Source organism: Dyadobacter koreensis (assembly GCF_900108855.1).
In the GTDB taxonomy this organism is placed as follows: Bacteria; Bacteroidota; Bacteroidia; order Cytophagales; family Spirosomataceae; genus Dyadobacter; species Dyadobacter koreensis.
Window position 1 is genome coordinate 163,606 of sequence record NZ_FNXY01000005.1, and the last position, 18,555, is coordinate 182,160.

General features: G+C 40.7%; 17 protein-coding genes. 7 read left to right on the top strand and 10 right to left on the bottom strand.

Going from position 1 to position 18,555, the window contains the following annotated elements; all coding sequences use genetic code 11:
• The first annotated feature begins 17 nt into the window (after positions 1–17).
• Entirely contained in the window at positions 18–521 is a 504-nt protein-coding gene (locus BMY70_RS16275; RefSeq protein WP_090336910.1) for a cupin domain-containing protein, read from the top strand.
• Between the two features lie 4 nt (positions 522–525).
• Here the strand turns inward: BMY70_RS16275 and ggt are convergent, their stop codons facing one another.
• On the bottom strand, positions 526–2,292 hold the full coding sequence (gene ggt, locus BMY70_RS16280) for a gamma-glutamyltransferase (RefSeq protein WP_090336913.1): 1,767 nt from the start codon (positions 2,290–2,292) through the stop codon (positions 526–528).
• A 230-nt stretch (positions 2,293–2,522) separates the two neighbouring features.
• Here ggt and BMY70_RS16285 point away from each other — a divergent pair, with 230 nt between their 5' ends.
• Positions 2,523–3,764: an ABC transporter permease gene (locus BMY70_RS16285; RefSeq protein WP_177197046.1), complete on the top strand. Its 1,242-nt coding sequence runs from the start codon at positions 2,523–2,525 to the stop codon at positions 3,762–3,764.
• Between the two features lie 72 nt (positions 3,765–3,836).
• Complete coding sequence (locus tag BMY70_RS16290) at positions 3,837–4,292, top strand: DUF8785 domain-containing protein (protein WP_229209648.1); 456 nt, start codon at positions 3,837–3,839, stop codon at positions 4,290–4,292.
• Positions 4,293–4,396: 104 nt separating this feature from the next.
• Here the strand turns inward: BMY70_RS16290 and BMY70_RS16295 are convergent, their stop codons facing one another.
• Positions 4,397–4,732 carry a translation initiation factor gene (locus tag BMY70_RS16295; protein ID WP_090336918.1) on the bottom strand — a complete coding sequence of 112 codons (336 nt, stop codon included), beginning with the start codon at positions 4,730–4,732 and terminating at the stop codon, positions 4,397–4,399.
• Between the two features lie 33 nt (positions 4,733–4,765).
• Positions 4,766–5,641: a diacylglycerol/lipid kinase family protein gene (locus BMY70_RS16300; protein WP_090336919.1), complete on the bottom strand. Its 876-nt coding sequence runs from the start codon at positions 5,639–5,641 to the stop codon at positions 4,766–4,768.
• A gap of 244 nt (positions 5,642–5,885) precedes the next feature.
• Between BMY70_RS16300 and BMY70_RS16305 the strand changes: the two genes are divergently transcribed.
• Complete coding sequence (locus BMY70_RS16305) at positions 5,886–6,317, top strand: YybH family protein (protein WP_090336921.1); 432 nt, start codon at positions 5,886–5,888, stop codon at positions 6,315–6,317.
• A gap of 86 nt (positions 6,318–6,403) precedes the next feature.
• Here BMY70_RS16305 and BMY70_RS16310 read toward each other — a convergent pair whose 3' ends face one another.
• Positions 6,404–6,886, bottom strand: coding sequence for a lipocalin-like domain-containing protein (locus BMY70_RS16310; protein ID WP_090336923.1), 483 nt, complete (start codon positions 6,884–6,886; stop codon positions 6,404–6,406).
• Positions 6,887–7,002: 116 nt separating this feature from the next.
• Complete coding sequence (meaB, locus tag BMY70_RS16315; protein ID WP_090336925.1) at positions 7,003–7,995, bottom strand: methylmalonyl Co-A mutase-associated GTPase MeaB; 993 nt, start codon at positions 7,993–7,995, stop codon at positions 7,003–7,005.
• 139 nt (positions 7,996–8,134) lie between these two features.
• Between meaB and BMY70_RS16320 the strand changes: the two genes are divergently transcribed.
• Entirely contained in the window at positions 8,135–10,129 is a 1,995-nt protein-coding gene (locus BMY70_RS16320) for a M1 family metallopeptidase (RefSeq protein WP_090336928.1), read from the top strand.
• A gap of 92 nt (positions 10,130–10,221) precedes the next feature.
• On the opposite strand, the gene BMY70_RS16325 is transcribed toward BMY70_RS16320, so the two are convergent.
• The 5 genes from BMY70_RS16325 to yihA all read right to left on the bottom strand — a co-directional run bounded on the left by BMY70_RS16325 (position 10,222) and on the right by yihA (position 14,470).
• A complete protein-coding gene (locus BMY70_RS16325; RefSeq protein WP_090336930.1) occupies positions 10,222–11,169 on the bottom strand; it encodes a 3-oxoacyl-ACP synthase III family protein in 948 nt (315 codons plus the stop codon).
• Between the two features lie 124 nt (positions 11,170–11,293).
• On the bottom strand, positions 11,294–12,439 hold the full coding sequence (locus BMY70_RS16330; protein WP_090336932.1) for a glycosyltransferase: 1,146 nt from the start codon (positions 12,437–12,439) through the stop codon (positions 11,294–11,296).
• Positions 12,436–13,095 carry a deoxyribose-phosphate aldolase gene (deoC, locus tag BMY70_RS16335; RefSeq protein ID WP_090336935.1) on the bottom strand — a complete coding sequence of 220 codons (660 nt, stop codon included), beginning with the start codon at positions 13,093–13,095 and terminating at the stop codon, positions 12,436–12,438. The genes BMY70_RS16330 and deoC overlap by 4 nt, the downstream gene beginning before the upstream one ends.
• 76 nt (positions 13,096–13,171) lie before the next feature.
• A complete protein-coding gene (locus BMY70_RS16340) occupies positions 13,172–13,675 on the bottom strand; it encodes a DUF5606 family protein (protein ID WP_090336938.1) in 504 nt (167 codons plus the stop codon).
• A gap of 180 nt (positions 13,676–13,855) precedes the next feature.
• Entirely contained in the window at positions 13,856–14,470 is a 615-nt protein-coding gene (yihA, locus tag BMY70_RS16345) for a ribosome biogenesis GTP-binding protein YihA/YsxC (RefSeq protein WP_090336940.1), read from the bottom strand.
• 489 nt (positions 14,471–14,959) lie between these two features.
• Here yihA and BMY70_RS16350 point away from each other — a divergent pair, with 489 nt between their 5' ends.
• Positions 14,960–16,276, top strand: coding sequence for a proprotein convertase P-domain-containing protein (locus BMY70_RS16350; protein ID WP_229209679.1), 1,317 nt, complete (start codon positions 14,960–14,962; stop codon positions 16,274–16,276).
• Between the two features lie 110 nt (positions 16,277–16,386).
• Positions 16,387–18,372, top strand: coding sequence for an SdrD B-like domain-containing protein (locus BMY70_RS16355; RefSeq protein WP_090336944.1), 1,986 nt, complete (start codon positions 16,387–16,389; stop codon positions 18,370–18,372).
• Positions 18,373–18,555: the final 183 nt, after the last annotated feature.

Consider the following 18,555-nt stretch of genomic DNA (forward strand, 5'->3'; position numbering starts at 1 on the left):
TACCAAATCAACAAACTATGAAAAAGGCAACTTATTGGGTAGAAAAATATAATCTTGCTCCTCATCCTGAGGGAGGCTTTTATGCAGAAACGTACAGGTCTTTCGAGAATATTCCGCAGGCGGCTTTGCCAGCAGGTTTTACCGGAAACCGGTCATTTTCGACAGGAATTTATTTTCTTTTAGAGAAGAATAATTTTTCAGCATTTCACAAAATCAAGTCTGATGAGATGTGGCATTTTTATCAGGGAGAAACATTGGAAATTTTTGTGATCTATCCTGTTTCGGGTAAACTCGATGTTATCAGACTTGGAGATAATCCTGACAAGGGTGAAACATTTCAGGCCGTTGTTCCTGCCAATACCTGGTTTGCTTCGCGGCCTGCGTCTGACAGTAAATATGCTCTGGTGGGTTGTACAGTCGCTCCGGGATTCGATTTTGAAGATTTTGAAATGGCTGACCGGGAAACATTACAGGCCAGTTTTCCACAGCATCTAAAGCTGATTGAAGAACTGACCCGCTGATATTTTAATAACCAATGCTCACATCATCTCCTCTCGGATCAGACCCACCTTCCAGCGAGCCATCCGGGAGGACCAGGATACAATCCATGCGACCGATTGAATTGCGTTGTTTTTCAATGATATAACTTCTGGCTTGCAGCTTGTTAATTGTATTTTCAGTAAAAGCACCTGCTTCAAAAACTGTTTTATCTGGCAGCCACTGGTGGTGAAACTTAAATGCGTTAACGGATTGCTGCATCGTCATGCCATGTTCCAGTACGTTAAGTATGGTCTGGTAAACTGATGTAATAATCGTTGAGCCGCCTGGTGTTCCCACAACCATAAATAATTTTCCATCCTTTTCGACAATCGTTGGCGTCATAGAAGAAAGCATACGTTTGCCGGGTGCAATTGAGTTTGCCTTATTTCCTACTAACCCATACATGTTAGGCGCGCCAGCTTTCACGCTGAAATCGTCCATTTCATTGTTCATGAAAAAACCTGCACCCTTTACGACAACTCTGCTTCCATATCCACCGTTTAAAGTTGTCGTAACCGACACTGCATTACCGTCTTTGTCGACCACCGAAAAGTGTGTCGTTTCAGTGCTTTCATATCCCGGAAAAACACCGCCGGTTATATTTTTGGAGTCCGTCGCCTTATCAAACGAAAAATCCTTCCAGCGCTGCTGCAGATAATCTTTGCTAACCAATGTTTCCGTCGGAATTTTTACAAAATCCGGATCTCCTAAAAATTTGGCACGGTCTGCATATACACGTCTCTCTGCCTCTATCATTACCTGAACGGTCGAATCCGTATGCCATCCCCATTTTTTTAAAGGATAAGGCTCAGTAAGTTTTAAAAGCTGGATCAGAGCAACTCCACCACTTGATGGAGGGGCCATCGTTATGGTTTTATAACCTTTATAGTGATCAGAAATTGTTTCACGCCATTTTGCATGATACTCTGAGAGGTCTTTTTTAGAAATAATCCCCTCTTTTTTGTACTTCATTTCTTTGGCAAGAAGTCGGGCCACTTTTCCGGAATAAAATCCTTTCCGGCCTTTTTTCTGTATCCTGCTTAATACCTTTCCCAGATCTTTCTGAACCAATGTGTCTCCTGCAGACCATTCTTTTCCGTCTGCACGCTGAAAATATTTAGTTTCAGGATTGAGAGCTATCAAATCTTTTTTTACCGCATTTAATCCGCGTGCTTCTCTTTCGGTTTGTATCACGCCTTTGTTTGCCAAATCAATGGCAGGCTGTAAAATATCTTTCCAGGGAAGTTTTCCATATCGGGTATGCGCTTCAACCATACCATCCACCGACCCGGGAACACCGGAAGCCAGCCGTCCTAGCGTACTTAGTTTGGGAATAACATTTCCATCCTTGTCAAGATACATATCCTTCTCGCTTTTTGCGGGACCTTTTTCACGGTAATCTATGCTTGAACTTCTCCCGTCTTTATCACGAATGACCATGAAACCGCCGCCGCCAATATTTCCCGCAGAAGGGTGAACGACAGCCAAAGCAAATTGTACTGCAATGGCGGCATCAATTGCGTTTCCACCAGCTTTTAAAATATCAACACCAACTTTGGAAGCCTCGGGATGTGCAGCTGCAACCATACCATTTTTGGCAAAAACACCTTGGCGATCATTGTAAAACGGTTTTTGGTTCGGATCATCCGTTAAAAACTGATAAAAACCTTTGGATTCCTGAACCTGCTGCTGGGCAGCTGAAAATCCGGAAATCATTGAAAACGACAGGATAAGAGTGTAGCGTATATTCATTTCTTGGTGTTCATAGATTCTAAATGTAATTTAGTAAATGTAAATAAGAGCAGTTGTATCAACTTGGATATTTGAAATAATTTCAGGGGATTTTAGTATGCTTTCCGTCATATTCAGCTGCTCAAACGCTCAAAACACCTTTTATACTAATTTGTTTTTGAGCAAGATAGTTTCCCGTTAACTTTTGGAATTCAAAGCAAGGCGTCAGAAATCTAGACAATGAAGCTATTATGAAATTTTTACGGCAGATATACGAGAGTTTCCGCTTTGCCTGGCAGGCGCTGCAATCCAATATTACACGCACAACTTTATCTCTTTTGGGGGTTACAGTGGGGATTTTTGCCATCGTTGCAGTTTTTACAATTGTCGATTCGCTTGAAAAAAGTATCCGCGATAGTATGAGCGCGATTGGCGATAAGGTTTTATATGTACAAAAATGGCCATGGGGTTTTGGAGGAGAATATCAGTGGTGGAAATATTTTCAGTGGCCAAGTCCATCGAACGCAGAATATAAATATTTGTACGACAATCTTGAAAATGCAAGTGCCGTTGCCGTAATGGATTTTAAAGGTGGAATTACCTTGAAAAATGGATCCAGCAGTATTGATGCATTGATTCAGGGAGTTTCGTATGAATACAGCGAAATTTCGGAGGTACCTCTGGCAACCGGCCGTTATTTTATGCCTATGGAAACGACTAATGCACGTAATGTCGCAATTATCGGCGCCGACATCGCGCAGGCGCTTTTTCCTAATCAGGTGGCAGAAGGGAAAATTTTCAAGCTAAATGGAAATAAATTTACCGTCATCGGAGTACAGGTAAAAAAAGGGGAGAGCCTGGTCGATTTTGGTGGAAATCCGGATAAGAAATGCATCATCACCTATGGGTCTTTTGCCAAAATGTTCCAGTCCGGCCGGCCTGATCCTGATATCGTCGTAAAAGCGTTTGAAAGTGACGAAGGTATGAAAGAAGTGGAAGCTGAGGTAATCGGCTTGATGCGAACCAAACGTGGAATTAAACCGAGAGATGACAACAATTTTTCAATCAACAAACCAGAGGCAGCAGCTCAGGCAGTTTCGGGCTTATTTGCTGTATTATCGCTTGCTGGATGGGTAATAGGGAGTTTTTCGATTCTTGTTGGAGGGTTTGGTATTGCTAATATTATGTTTGTTTCGGTTAAGGAAAGAACCAACCTGATTGGCATCCAGAAGTCACTCGGCGCAAAAAATTATTCAATTCTTTGCCAATTTTTATTTGAAGCGGTGATGTTAAGTTTGGTTGGAGGTTTGGTTGGTATATTTCTTGTATACTTACTTTCATTCATGCAGCTCGGCACGCTGGTGATTATTCTGACACCTAAAAATGTTATCCTGGGTCTTGGAGTTTCCTGTATCATTGGTATTCTGTCAGGCATTATTCCTGCCATGTTAGCTGCCAGGATGGATCCCGTTATCGCGATCCGGGCGAAATAAGGATAGGAAAAATCATTCTGTTTTCCGAAGTTGCTTTAATTATCACACAAACTTTTAACCGACAAACTAATCATGCGTAAATGGGTTATTATTCTTGTTCTCCTGGCAGTTGTTTTTGGAGTGCTATATTATCTGACTTTTGGCTATTACAGTGAAGGAAAACGCGGCGGGTTTATCACCCGTCTGAGCAATAAAGGTTACCTTTTTAAAACCTACGAAGGAGAATTAAAAATGGGCGGTCTATATGAAGGAGATGGTTCCCTGAACGCATCTGAATGGACATTCTCCGTTAGCGGAAAAAATAAAGACGCTATTACGAAACTTGAAGAAGCGATTGCAAGCGGCCACCGTGTTTCGCTTACCTACGAAGAAAAATTCTTTACACTTCCCTGGAACGGAGATACCAAATTCTTTGTGACGAACGTGGAAGTATTGGCGGGTAGTGGAGGCGCAACCCAAAATCCAAACAATTTTCCAAAAGTACAGCCAGAGCAGCCGACTGAGATTGATACGACCAAGGTGCTTTAATATTTGAACGATAGAATGAGTGAATGATAGCATGTCGGATTGGGCATCTTATTCACTCATTCTATCATTCACAGCTCTGGCAGCCTGGTTATTCAAAAATTATTTCAGCCTCCTGCTTTTTTTGCTTTGTAGCCCTTTCCGGTCAGCCAGGTAATTATTTTTTCTCTGTGATCTCCCTGGATCAGGATTTCACCTTCCTTTACCGAGCCTCCGCTTCCGCATAATACTTTTACCTGTTTGCCAAGAGCTTCCAGATCTATGTTTGTGCCTATAAATCCCTTGACGACCGTTATTACTTTTCCGCCGCCTTTGCGATCCAGCCAGATGCGTAAATCCTGTTGAGCTGGTGCTAATGTTTCTGCTTCGTCCTGATTGGAATCAGAATACTCGAAATCGGGATTGGTTGAATAAATAATCCCGGAGCGGTTCTTTTTAGACATAAGAAGATTAAGAATTTAATTTTTCAAATCGGTTTAAACGATAACCCGTAGACTTTTGGGTTTGATTTTTACTTCGATCTTAGTGGTATCAAGCTGCAAAGGTTCGCCGTCATAATGAATCATCGGCGGCTCGTCAGCTTCGACCAATGCATCCTGAGCAAGTTGATAAGATATGTATTTTGAAGGTTTCAATTGCTTCGTGAACAGACGGTATGTCAGGTTTGACCCATACCATTTTGGAAAAGGAATGATTGTGCAAATATCCAGTTGCCCATCAAATAAACTCGCCTGAGGCGCAACCCAGGCATTGTTGCCATATTGGCCGGCGTTTGCAAAAGAGAGAGAAAAAACTTCTATTTTCTTTCCGTTGAGTTTATATGACTGAGGCTTATAATTCCAATAAGATTTCAGAGAAACACTCAGATAGGTGGCAAGCCCGCGAGAATTTTCTTTACTGAACAAATCACCTACATAAGCATCAAATCCCATTCCGGCAGTGCAAAAGAAAGGAATTCCGTTAAGTTCTGCCGAGTCAATCGTATTTACCGAACCTGAAAAGAGTCTTTCCAGTGCAGCGTCGAGTGTTAATGGCAAACCTAAATGGCGAGCAAGTCCATTTCCTGACCCTAATGCCAAAATCCCAAGCGGAGTAGAGCGGTTTACTAATGCTTTTGCGACTTCATTGACCGTCCCATCACCGCCAACAGCCACGATTGCTTTCCACTTTTCTTTGTCAATATTTTCCCTGACCAACGTTGTCGCATGCCCGCGCCCTTCTGTAAAAAATATCTGTGCCTTTCCCCCTTTGATTTTCACAAAGTCTTCAATTGCTGTGGAAATCTTTTCAGGATGCTGTCCGATGGAAGTACCGGAGCTTGGGTTAATTATAAATAAATAAGAATCAGCCACGGATCAAGCGAAAAATAAAAAGAGGATGCCTATAAAAATGATAATAAACAGATAGTACAGGCCATCAATAAATGGATATTTCTGGCGGTCCAGCTTTTTAAAAATATCATCAAACATGCTCATTATTCTAGTCAGTTATTTGTAAACAGTACTTTCTGACACATTTATGGAGAAATCATTTCGAAAATGAATCTTTCCTGTATCTTTAAATGAAAGAAACTTTCTACAAAAATCCGTAAAAAATATGAGAAACTGTGTTTTGACTTTACTTCTATTATCATTAAGCTACTTTGCCATAGCGCAGTCGAAGGCGGATCAGGATGAAATTTATGGGATTCTCAATCGTCAGAATGGTGATTGGAACCGAGGCGACGTTAAATCGTTTATGAAAGGCTATTGGGAATCTGATTCTCTGATGTTTGTCGGAAAAAACGGAGTTACTTATGGCTATAATCAAACGTATGAAAACTATTTAAAACGGTATCCGGACCGCGCTTCGATGGGAACACTGAAATTTGAATTCATCAATCTGACTTTTCCAGCAAAAAATGCCGCGTTTTTAGTTGGGAAATGGAACCTGACGCGTCCCGAAAAAGGTGATATTGGAGGACATTATACTTTACTCTGGAAAAAAATTAAAGGAAAGTGGCTTATCATTTGTGATCATTCAAGCTAAGTATCTGCTGGAATTTAATTAAGCTGAAAACAAAGTAGCCGGCCTGCAATCATGCAAGCCGGCTATTTTATATATAATATCTTACGTTACAGCCTTTTCAAGCTCATCACTGCGTTGACGGGCGTTCCTGTCCCGGTGGTATTTGTATTCACAACGATTTTCATGTCATTCGGATTTTGAGTCAGCCCGAACGTGTTGCTTGTTGAACCGTTTGTTAAGGTAAGTTTTCCGGTTTCAACCTTCCATTTGGTATCTGCAGCGATGTTAACAAAGGCACCGATGAGTGCAACCGCTGCATCACAATCAGAAAGCGTTACTTTATTATCATTCGTAAACGTGAATTTTAATTCTTTATAACATGGAGCAAGTGTTGGCAGTAGAGACAATTGAGGTATAGTTGTTGAAGAATTTTCAGGTTCAACAGCGGTCAATTGCCACTTTCCAACGATTTCATTATTGTCGACAGTTCCAGGAGTTTCATCATCATCGTCTTTACAGGAAACAAAAACAAATGCGACAAGAAGGAAAGACAAAAAAGCCGTTTTGCTCAACAGATTAAAAATTTTCATAGCGAAGGAGATTATTGATTAAGACTTGACATGATATTCAACTTCAAACTTAGTGTAAAAATTGTACCGATTATTAAATTAAGACTTTTACGCTTAAAATATTGAATACAAACCGCCTAGTTTTTAGTTTTCAAAAAAGCATTCAACAGCTTTTGGGCGGCGGCTATCGGTAGTTCTTTACCCTCTGAAACCGATTTTTCAATAACTTTTACTGATTTTTTCATTGTTGGATTTTCATAAAATTGATCTTCCAGCGTCTGGCGGATATAATCGTGCATCCATTCCAAATTCTGACTCTGACGGTTTCGTTTAAAAAAACCATTATGTGCGGTTAGTTTTTCATAATCCTCAATCAATTCCCAGAGTTCGGGAATTCCGGTTCCTTCCAAAGCAGAACAGGTTATCACACGAGTAGTAAATCCTGAGTCTGATTTTGGAAATAAATGAAGTGCATTCCGGTATTCGTCAACCGCTTGCCGGGCGGCAGTTTTATTTTTACCGTCCGCTTTATTAATGGCAACAGCATCTGCCATTTCCATGATTCCTTTTTTTATACCTTGCAATTCATCACCTGCTCCTGCCAGCATAAGGAGGAGAAAAAAATCAGTCATTCCGCGGACTAACGTTTCGGATTGTCCAACGCCAACAGTTTCAATGACGATGATTTCATAACCTGCAGCTTCGCATAACAACATTGCCTCACGCGTATTTCTTGCGACACCTCCCAACGATAATCCGGCTGCTGATGGCCGGATGTAAGCGAGTGGATCATGTGCAAGGTTTTCCATCCTTGTCTTATCAGCAAGAATACTTCCACCTGATTTTTTGCTTGAGGGGTCAATTGTCAGGACGGTGATTTTTTTATTGAGGCTTGTAAGGTGTTTCCCAAAAACTTCGATAAATGTACTTTTTCCAACGCCGGGAACGCCTGTGATTCCGATTCGAAGCGATCTTCCGGTAGCTGGAAGTATGTTTTTCAACACTTTTCCAGCAATCTGCCGATCGTTTTTTAGCCTGCTTTCGATAAGGGTAATGGCGCGGCTGAGAATAATCCTGTCGCCGGCAAGAATCCCTTCTGTATAAGCATCGACGGTAAGGCGCTGGCGCATGAACTCGGTTTTTGATGTAAAAACGAAGTTTATAAAATTCGCCGGTGAATAGCAAAAATGAAACTTTTTAATATTAAAAAAGGCGAAAAGCCGTATATTGCTCGTTTACAATTACATATTTTACTTTTCAACAATACGAATGAAAATCTTATCAAATCGCTTATGGCTTATGGCAGTTTGGTGCCTGGGTTCAGTAAGTGTTTTCGCTCAGGAGGCGGACAAACCGAAGTACGATGCCCATGTACTTTTTCACCCGTTATTTAATTTTCAGCCAGGTAGTGAATATCGTACAGGCAGTGGTGCTCCCGGGCCCCGTTACTGGCAAAACCGCGCTGATTATAAGATTAATGTGGCTCTAAATGAACAAGAAGAAACGGTATCTGGCGATGTAGAAATTACCTATAAGAATAATTCTCCCGAAGCACTGGAATTTGTCTGGCTTCAACTGGATCAGAATGCATTTAACAATGATTCGCGCGGGGGCAAAACCACTGCGATTACAGGCGGAAGATTTGGAAACACCGGGTTCAATGGTGGTGATGCGATCAAAGCTGTTTCCGTGCAGCAGGGAAGCGGCAAAGCCGTGGATGCAAACTTTATCATAACGGATACTCGTATGCAGGTTCGTTTGGCGACGCCAGTGAAACCGAACGGTGATATTATCAAAATCAAAATTACTTATTCTTTCAAAATTCCTGAGTACGGTTCAGACCGTATGGGAACGCTTGAAACGAAAAATGGTATCGTTTATGAAATGGCGCAGTGGTATCCACGTGTAGCAGTTTTCGACGATATTGAAGGCTGGAACGTACTTCCTTATCTTGGAGCCGGCGAGTTTTACCTTGAATACGGAGATTTTGAATATGCTGTTACTGTGCCGTGGGATCATATCGTTGTAGGTTCCGGTGAATTATTGAATCCTGGCGAAGTCCTTACATCTGAGCAGAGAAAACGTCTGGCTGATGCTGCAAAAAGTGATCAGACGATAATGATCCGTACTGCTGAAGAAGTTACAAATCCTGCATCACGCCCAAAACAATCGGGAACACTGACATGGAAATTTAAGTGTCTTCAGGCGCGTGACGTAGCCTGGGCAACCTCAAAGGCTTTTGTCTGGGATGCTGCACGTATGAATCTTCCGAATGGAAAAACAGCTTTGGCGCAATCAGCTTATCCTGCCGAAGACGGAGGAAAAGATGGCTGGGGCCGTTCGACGGAATATGTTAAGGGTTGTATTGAATTTTACTCAAATTATATCCATGAGTATACCTATCCTGTTGCGACAAACGTTGCTGGAATTGTTGGCGGTATGGAGTATCCCGGAATTGTTTTCTGCAGCAGCAAAAGCCGCAAGGATGATTTGTGGGGCGTTACAGACCACGAATTTGGTCATAACTGGTTCCCGATGATCGTTGGAAGCAACGAACGTAAATATGCATGGATGGACGAAGGATTTAATACGTTCATCAATTTTCTTTCAGGAGATAATTTCAATAACGGTGAGTATAAAGATATCCAGATGAATGATCTGCACCGTTTAGCTCCGATTATTTTCCGTGATAATGCCGATCCGATCATGACGATTCCGGATGTTGTTCAGGCAGCGAATCTTGGCTGGGAAGCGTATTATAAACCAGCGATTGGTTTGAAAATGTTACGCGAGCAAGTTCTTGGAAAAGACCGTTTTGATTATGCTTTTCATGCTTATGTAAAACGCTGGGCATTCAAACATCCAACACCTTATGACTTTTTCCGTACCATGGAAGATGCAGCGGGTGAAGATCTTGGCTGGTTCTGGAAAGGTTGGTTCTTTGAGAATTATAAATTGGATCAAAGTGTAAAAGATGTTGCTTACATAGAACAAAACCCTTCAAAAGGATCAGTCATAACCATTGAAAATCTTGATCAATTCGCAATGCCTGCCAAAGTTGATGTAGAGGAAGTGAGCGGCAAGAAAACACGTGTAGAATTGCCCGTTGAAATTTGGCAGCGTGGCGGAAAGTGGACTTTTAAAGTGGATACGCAACAGCCGCTTAAATCCGTAACGATCGATCCTGATCACCAGCTTCCGGATATCAATCCACAAAACAATAGCTGGAAACCTGGTAAGTATTCAGTTTCAGAGACAAACTAGGACTGACGTGAAATACATTAGCCTTGCAGATTTGATTAGTATCAAATCTGCAAGGCTTTTCTTTGTCGTATTAATTCAGTTCCGATGATTTATTAGATTGTAATCAGCATTGCCCCGTACGAATATCCGCCACCAAAAACAGTGATGACAATATTTTGGCCCTTCACAAATCTTGATCTGTTTTCCGAAAGTGCAATTGCGCAACCTGCGCAACCCGTATTTCCAAGATACTGAATATTTGAAATCAGTTTTTCTGCCGGAATACCAAGTGTGTTGATTACGTTCAGACTGATTCTGTGATTGGCCTGATGCGGGATCAGATAATCCAGGTCATTAATCGTTAAACCACAAGCCTGCAAAACCTGCTGGCTGACCTTCGGCATATAGATACAAGCATTTTGGAACACATCCCGACCAAATGGCATAATCACACCGCGTTCGTTTGGCCGAAGCACTACGGCTTCAATTGCTTTTCCACTTGTCGCGGCACCGCCCGTAATCAGTTTTTTAATCTGCATGTCCGAGTCAGACTGTCTTTCTTTTGAAATCAGAATGGCCGAAGCACCGTCTCCCCACAAATGACCGGAAACAGTATCGCTTTCATTGTAGTATGCTGTATTATGATCTGAAACAACAACCAATGCCTTCGAAGCTTTTCCCATCGCAAAGTATCCTTCTACAATTTCGATTGCGTTCAAAAGGGATGAACAGGCCGAAGAAATTGTCACAACCGGAATGTCAGGCAAAGCTAAATGATGCTGAACTGCATGCGCAACTGTGACTATGGTATCATATGGCGTATAAGTACCACCTACGATGAGGTCAATTTCATTCTTACTAAAAGGGATATTATCTTCCAGCAATAACTTAACGGCTTCAATAGCCATGGTAGAAGTATTCTCTCCTTGTGCAGCTTTGCGGCGTTCGTAAATTCCCGTGCGCTCAACAATCCATTCACTGGACAGGTTATTGAGATTTGTAAAATATTCATTACCAATTACTTCACTTGGTAGATAATGACTGAGTGTATTAATATACATGGTTGAGAAGTTGACTTCGCAATCTACAATTCTGTTTAATTCCGAAAGTTAAATATTTCGTAGAAAGCATAGTACTTAATATTTGAACAATTCAATAATAAGTTTATAAAATTATACAAATAATTTAAGTTGTTAAAATTCTGTTTTTTTGGATTTTAAATAAATTTTTATAAAAGTGCAGCAAAATCCGTTCCTCACTTACCCAGTTATAGTTATTTTCCGCTGCGATTCTTCCTTTCTGTCCCATCGTTTTCGCCGCCTCCTTGTTCTCTATCAGCCATTCAAATGTTTTCGCCAGGACATCTGAATCATATGGTGAAATGCAAAACCCACATGCCGAACTTTCTACCACCTGCCGATACAAGGGGAAATCGGAAGTGATTACCGGCAAATTTAACGCCATATACTCAAACAGCTTTGTGGTATAAGAATCGGCGTAATCAGCCACCGGCTTCAGCAAAGCTATTCCGGCTGTGGCGCCACTCGAATACCTTATTCCCTCCAGAAGATCGGTATATCCATGAAATGTCAGATGTTGTTCAACATTCTCAAAATAAGGCAATCTTCTTGCTTCATCCCAGTCAAATTGAACCTTGCCAAATAAATGAACATGAAATTCAGAATATTTTATTTTTAAAATAGCTAATGCTTCAATGAGCGTATCAAAAGATCGTTCCATCGATATCACCCCGGAATAGAAAAATACCGGAGGATATTTTACAACTCTTTCTCTTTCCGCATGGGCATCAATCAAGGGTAACGAAACGTAGTTATGAATAACTGCATGAGGCAAAGGCAAATTTTTATATTCCTTTAAATAAGCGTCTTCCGTAAATACACAATGAAATTTTTTGCGTGCCAGTTTATCAAAGAATTTGAATAAGCTGCGATAGATGATTGCCTTGTTATACCGCTTGATCGGGAATTTCTTATAGAGATTTTCCTGAACTTCATAAACCACTTTCGCGCCCAGAATTTTGAACAAAAATGCCGCGGGAATCAGTTCCGGCACAAAGATATGAACAATCGAAGGACGAAAAAGTAAACATTTCCAAAGAAGAACAGGATGACAAAATAAAATTCTAACCAGCAAATTTCGAAAAAACGGTAAACTTACGAACCGGATATTTTGATTTTTTGCGCGATCTGCTTTCCCTGATATCCCGCATATTACGTTATAAAACGGAGCAAGTGACGGAGCGATCTTGTAAACAATTCGTGGATCAGTAGCCGGATGAACTGTGCTCAATAACAAAACTGTTGGTTTCATCCTTCCGTTAAAATCGCCACACCGGAAGATGTTCCGATTCTATCAGCACCTGCTTCAATGAAGGCAAGGGCTTGCTGCCGTGTTTTTATACCACCCGATGCCTTGATTTTAATCTCAGGGGGAAGTATGGACCGCATCTTTTTCACTGTTTCAATTTCAGCTCCTTTGGCTCCAAATCCCGTGGAAGTTTTTACAAAATCTATTTTGGATTCAGCGCAGATTTCACAGGCGGTATAAAGCTCAAATGAATCCAGATATGCCGTTTCAATAATTACTTTTAACAAAGCATTCCCGTTGTGTGCGATCTCAGCCAATTGCCTAAGTTCTTCCCGGATACTCAGATAAGCCATAGATTTGAATCGGGAAACATTCATGACCACATCAAGTTCTGTCGCCCCGTTTGCCAGTGCATTCTGAGCTTCAAAAATTTTAGTTTCCGTAGTTGAATATCCCAAAGGAAATCCGACCACGGTCGCAATTTCAATTTTTACGGGACAGAATTCAAACATTTCCACGGTATACCCAACATAGGATGGTGCCACACAAACAGCTTTAAACTGGTGAACCCAGGCCTCTTCGCACAATTTTCGAATATCTGTTTCACTGGCCGCTGGCGAAAGCAGGGTATGGTCTATATAGCGGGAGAGGTCTGTCATTTTGCATTCAATTGAAAAGATAAAGCAAAAACCCCGTCTATTGACAGGGTTTTTGCTTTAGATATATTTACCTGAATCAGATTTCAGTTTTAGGAGTTTCAACGGCTTCAACTGTTGCCTCTTCTACTTCTTCTGCTCCGGCTGATTCACCGGCAACAAATAATTCGGGCACATATTTTGCCAGTAAATTATACCACGTTATCACTTTTTTGATATCTGAGCCATACACTCTCGAACGATCGAAATCTGGAAGGATCTCATTCAAAAACTCGATAAGATCTTTGTCAGATGAACTCTTGATCTGCAAAGCAACCTGCTCGCCATGTACTTCTTTAATTTTTAGGAAAACATCCGCCAATGGAACAGACTCTTCTTCTCCCTCAGTGAAAATAGAAACGTCTTTCAAAACAGAAACACGTGCCGTTGGTCCGATCAATGACTTTTCACGTTTTTCATCCAGGCTTTCTACAATTACACCTGCGCGGCTTGGTTTCAAAATACGGAACAGTCCGCCCTTACCTGAAACGTTTGCTATCTCTTTCAACAAATCCATTCCTGTTGATTCTACTTTCTCGCTCATCCTTTTGTTTGTGCTATTAGTGGTCTCTTTATTTAAAGTCGATTAATATCATGAATGAAATCCTTCCGTGTCGATTGTATTTTAGTGAGCGTTCACAAAAAAGTAAATGACTACGTGATAACGATTTATGATAATTTAAAATTTCCGCAAAATAACGGAAAGATTGGTCGGTAAGCAACCTTATTCAATGTTCGTTTTCTCAAACGTGTGATTATAAGATTCTATTGTTTCAAGAATTCCTTCCCGTCCTTCGCCTTTTTCTGCGGAAGTAACAAACATAGGAGGTATTTCTTCCCAGATTTCACCCAGTTTTTCTTTATATTTTGTTACCTGAACCTCCTGCTGATAAGGTTTCAGTTTGTCTGCCTTTGTAAAAATGATATGAAAAGGAATTCCGCCTTGTCCAAGCTCTTCCATAAATTCCAGGTCAACAGCCAGAGCTTCATGTCGAATGTCAATTAAAACAAAAGTGCAGACCAGATTAGGGCGGTTGTGCAGATAATCTCCGATCATCTTCTCCCATTTTTCCCGTTCCGTTTTGCTTACCTTGGCATAACCATATCCGGGCAAATCGACGAGGTACCAGTTGTCATTGATGAAATAATGATTGATGAGCTGAGTCTTCCCTGGTTGCTGGGAAGTCTTTGCAAGTGACTTTTTCCCAGTTAACATATTGATCAGCGAAGATTTTCCCACATTTGACCGACCGATAAATGCATATTCCGGCAAATCTGGTTTTGGGCATTTCTCATAATCAGAATTGCTCATCACATATCTGGCATCTTGAATCTTCATGACGGTTGGTTGTTAATTTAGGCACAAAGGTACGGTTTTCTTTTTTAACAGAATATTAGATATGTCTTAGAAGTAGTTTGTATGGCATTCTACAAAATCTGAAATTTTAATAAATTCCAACTATTTCTGTCTACGTATATGGACAGTGGTTTTACATTTTTTCGAAAAGTATGTCTGACAATATTTTAAAATTAGTTCTACGAATGAAAGTAAAAAATACGTGCACATTTCCAATTCTTTCTTACAATATAGTTAATTGAGCCAATTAGCTTTGTATCAGGTTATTCGTCAGGAAAAAGATATTCCCAGCACCCATAAATAGATTGACACGCGTAAACCCCGGGGCTTGTAGAAAAAGTGAGACATATGAGATATTTTTAGTGACTCAGTAGCTCTACAAGCCCTTTCTATCAGAATTAGAGTACAATGAGTGATTGCAAAACCCAAATTTTATCTTGTTTTAAGTTTTTTAAATTTTTTACCTTGGTCGTGCTCCTTTCGGGTATGGCCTTTGCTTCTGAAGCACAAAGTTTCTACGCCGGCGGAGGAGCAATTCACGACTTTAGAGGTGGTTTTAAAATAGATTCGTTTCCAATAAAAGTTGAAGGGCTTGATTCGAAAATTGATGAGAATTTCGGACTATCGAAGATTTGCTTTACAATTCTCCATCCAAGAGTATCGGACCTGAAGATTGAATTGATTAGTCCGGATGGTACAAGTATCTGGCTAACAAATCGTAATGGTAGGGATGAGGGCAGGCATTACACAAATACATGCTTCCGTTCTAACGGCTTTTCCGGTTATGTACATCAGGCAGAGGCTCCGTTTACCGGAGAATATATTCCGGATGGAAGGATGACCTTTTTGAACAATGGCCAGAATCCAAATGGTACCTGGTATTTGATGGTCCAAGATTTACGAACTGGAGAAAAAGGAGCTTTAAACTTTGTTACACTGGAATTTGGTAAAAATCCTACGCCAAACACGGACGTAAGCCCTTGTTCACTGGAAGACGGAACTGCCTGCAAATGTGCCGATGGAAGTGCCGATTGTGAACTGCTTCCGGATCTGGTTATTCTTTCGAGACTTACACTCGATCAGGTTAAAGAATATCCCTGGAACGACCCGTATTACCCTGGTCAACTAAGGCTGGCAGCTTCTATTGCAAATATTGGGGATGGTCCGATGGAAGCCTTCGGAAATAATAAGTGGTATTGCGGAAGCGAGGAAGTTAAAGATTCGACGGTGATTTGTAAGGATAAAACACATCCTAGACAGCAGATAAACCAGCGTATTTATAAGAAAAACGGAAATAAAATGGAATGGCAGGACCGTGTTGCCGGAACCAATTATTTCGATGATAAACCCGGACATAATCACTATCACGTTGATGATTGGGTTGAATTCAGAGTGATAAAAGAAATCAAGAATAAGAGCGGCAAAGTAACTAAAAGGGAGCTGGTTTCGAAAGGAAGCAAGGTAAGTTACTGTCTGTTTGATTCCGGAATATGCAACAATAACGATAGCCTTTGTGTCCTGAACGGAAAAACTTATGGCGATCAAAACCTGACCAATTACGGACTGGGTAATTATGTGGATTGCAAATCTCTCAAACAAGGCATCAGTGTCGGAGGTTACGATACGTACGGAATGATGTATGAAGGGCAATCAGTTTCATTGCCAAAAGGATTAAAATCAGGCGATTACATTCTTGAAATCGAAGTCGACCCGACGGGTATCTATAAGGAAAAAGACAAGTCGAACAATACGTTCAAAATGCCAATCCATATTTCGAAACAGGAATAGCGGATTATCAGGATAGAAATAACTGACATCGCTGGCTCTGAAAAGGTGCCGGGGATTTATATGGATTTACACTAACAAGCATTATTAACTCAACTCTATTATTAATTATTATGAAAGGGATTATTTACAAATGGCTTCTTCTGGGGCTGACATTGTTTTTAACAAATACTATCTACGCACAACAATGCCCTTCCGGAGACTTTACAGCAGTAACCGGTGGAACTTACAAACTTGACGGAAACAAAACATTACTCATTTCTTCCAACGTCACAAATCTTACGCTGGAAATCAGCAACAGGGATAATATCATTTGTGTTGCTCCGGGCGTAACGTGGGAACAGAATAAACAAACGAATTTTAATGGTTCTGTAAGTATTAATGTTTACGGGACTTTCAACTATAACAGCAGCGATAATTTCAATGGAAATGTTCCCTCGTATCTGAATGTACAGGAAGGCGGAACATTAAACACAAATACAACTGGTATTGGCAGCAACTTATTAATCAATAATCAGGGAACTACGACTTTTACTACTACGGGAACTGTTGAATTCCGCGACTCTTTCTCTTTTTATAATTTGGGACCTAACGCTAAATTAATCGCAACGGCGCCGGGTTTGGTAAAATTTGGCACAAATACTACAATCTGCAACGCCGGAACGATGGATTTCGGAAGTCTTGAAAATGCAGATGCAAAACGTTTCAAAAATGAAGCGTCAGGTGTAATCAATATCAGCCGGTATTTCTATAACCACGGATCAATTCTAAATGATGGTGAAATCAACACGCTTTGTGGGAAATTCGGCTCATCGGGTTGTGAGTTTATAATCGGTGATAAGGGTGCAGGAAAAGAATTTGAAAATAATGGATGTATGAATATCACAGGAAATGTGAATATTCGTGGTGCCGCTTTTAACAACGGAACGATTACGATTACAAATGGAGACCTTACTATTGACAAAAAAATATCAGGTTATAACGGGTCGATCATCGTAGTAAATGGAAGAAGCGTGATCAATAGCGATGGCGGATATAATGGAACGAATATGTTTTTCTGGGACGAAAATACTACGGGACATGATTTTGATGAAAAAAGAAATAATAATCCAACAACGACTACTGTATATAAAGTTGAGAAAAGAACGTGTGTTAAGGAAGAGGCTTTCGGCTCGATTGGAGATTATGTATGGTATGATAAAAATCAGGATGGCAAGCAGGATGATACTGAACTTCCTGCAACAGGCTTGAAAGTTCAGTTGTATAAACTCGTTTCGGGCGTGTGGACGTCAGAAGTAAGTGCTGTCACTGATAAATTCGGGAAATATCTTTTTGATGAATTAACATCCGGTAAATATAAAGTTCAGTTTACATTGCCAACCGGTGGGAAAGCTTTCTTCACATCATTCAAAAGATCAGGCGTGGATGCGGAGAAAGACAGTGATGCAAATACTGATGATAATAACTCGAGTGATGAGATTACCATTGATACAACATATCCGGCAGGAAACCCCAAACGTGATAATATGACATACGATGCCGGAATTTATGAAGGTTCAACGCCGCTTCCGGTTACTCTGATCAGTTTTACAGCAAGCAAAGAAAATGAATCGGCCCAGTTGAAATGGTCAACTTCCATGGAGACAAACAGCGAAAGTTTTGATGTAGAACACAGTTTGACAGGAAAGAACTGGCAGAAAGTTGGAAATGTTCTGGCTTCCGGAGAAAGCTCGGCAGAAATTAAATACTCATTTATTGACACAAATCCCGCAGACGGGGAGAACCTTTACAGGTTGAAAATGATCGATGCTGACGGAACCTTTGCATATAGCGGAATCCGGAGTGTCAGCATCGAGCTTGGCGAAGGAGTGGTTGTTTATCCTAATCCTGTTGCTGACCGTCTTTATTTAAAAATTACAGACTGGACAAAAATAAATAAGGTCCAACTATTTGACCTTAACGGAAAGGCTATTTTCAATTCAGCAAAGGCTCCTGTTGATGGAATTGATGTTAAAAACCTGCCGTCCGGATTGTACGCTGTGAGCGTAACACGTACAAACGGAGCTACGGACAGTTTCAAAGTCGTTATCAATAAATAGAAAAAGGAAGACTTCTCGCGCCATTAGAAGTTTAATAAGACCAATCAAGTTCGCGCCCTTGCAGATAGTAATTGCAAGGGCGCTTTTTTGTTCTGAAAATTAAGTAAGTTCGCTTCATATTTTACAAAATGAAATTGAACCTATTGGGATAGAATTGGTGTAATAAAATAAACCGTACAGGTA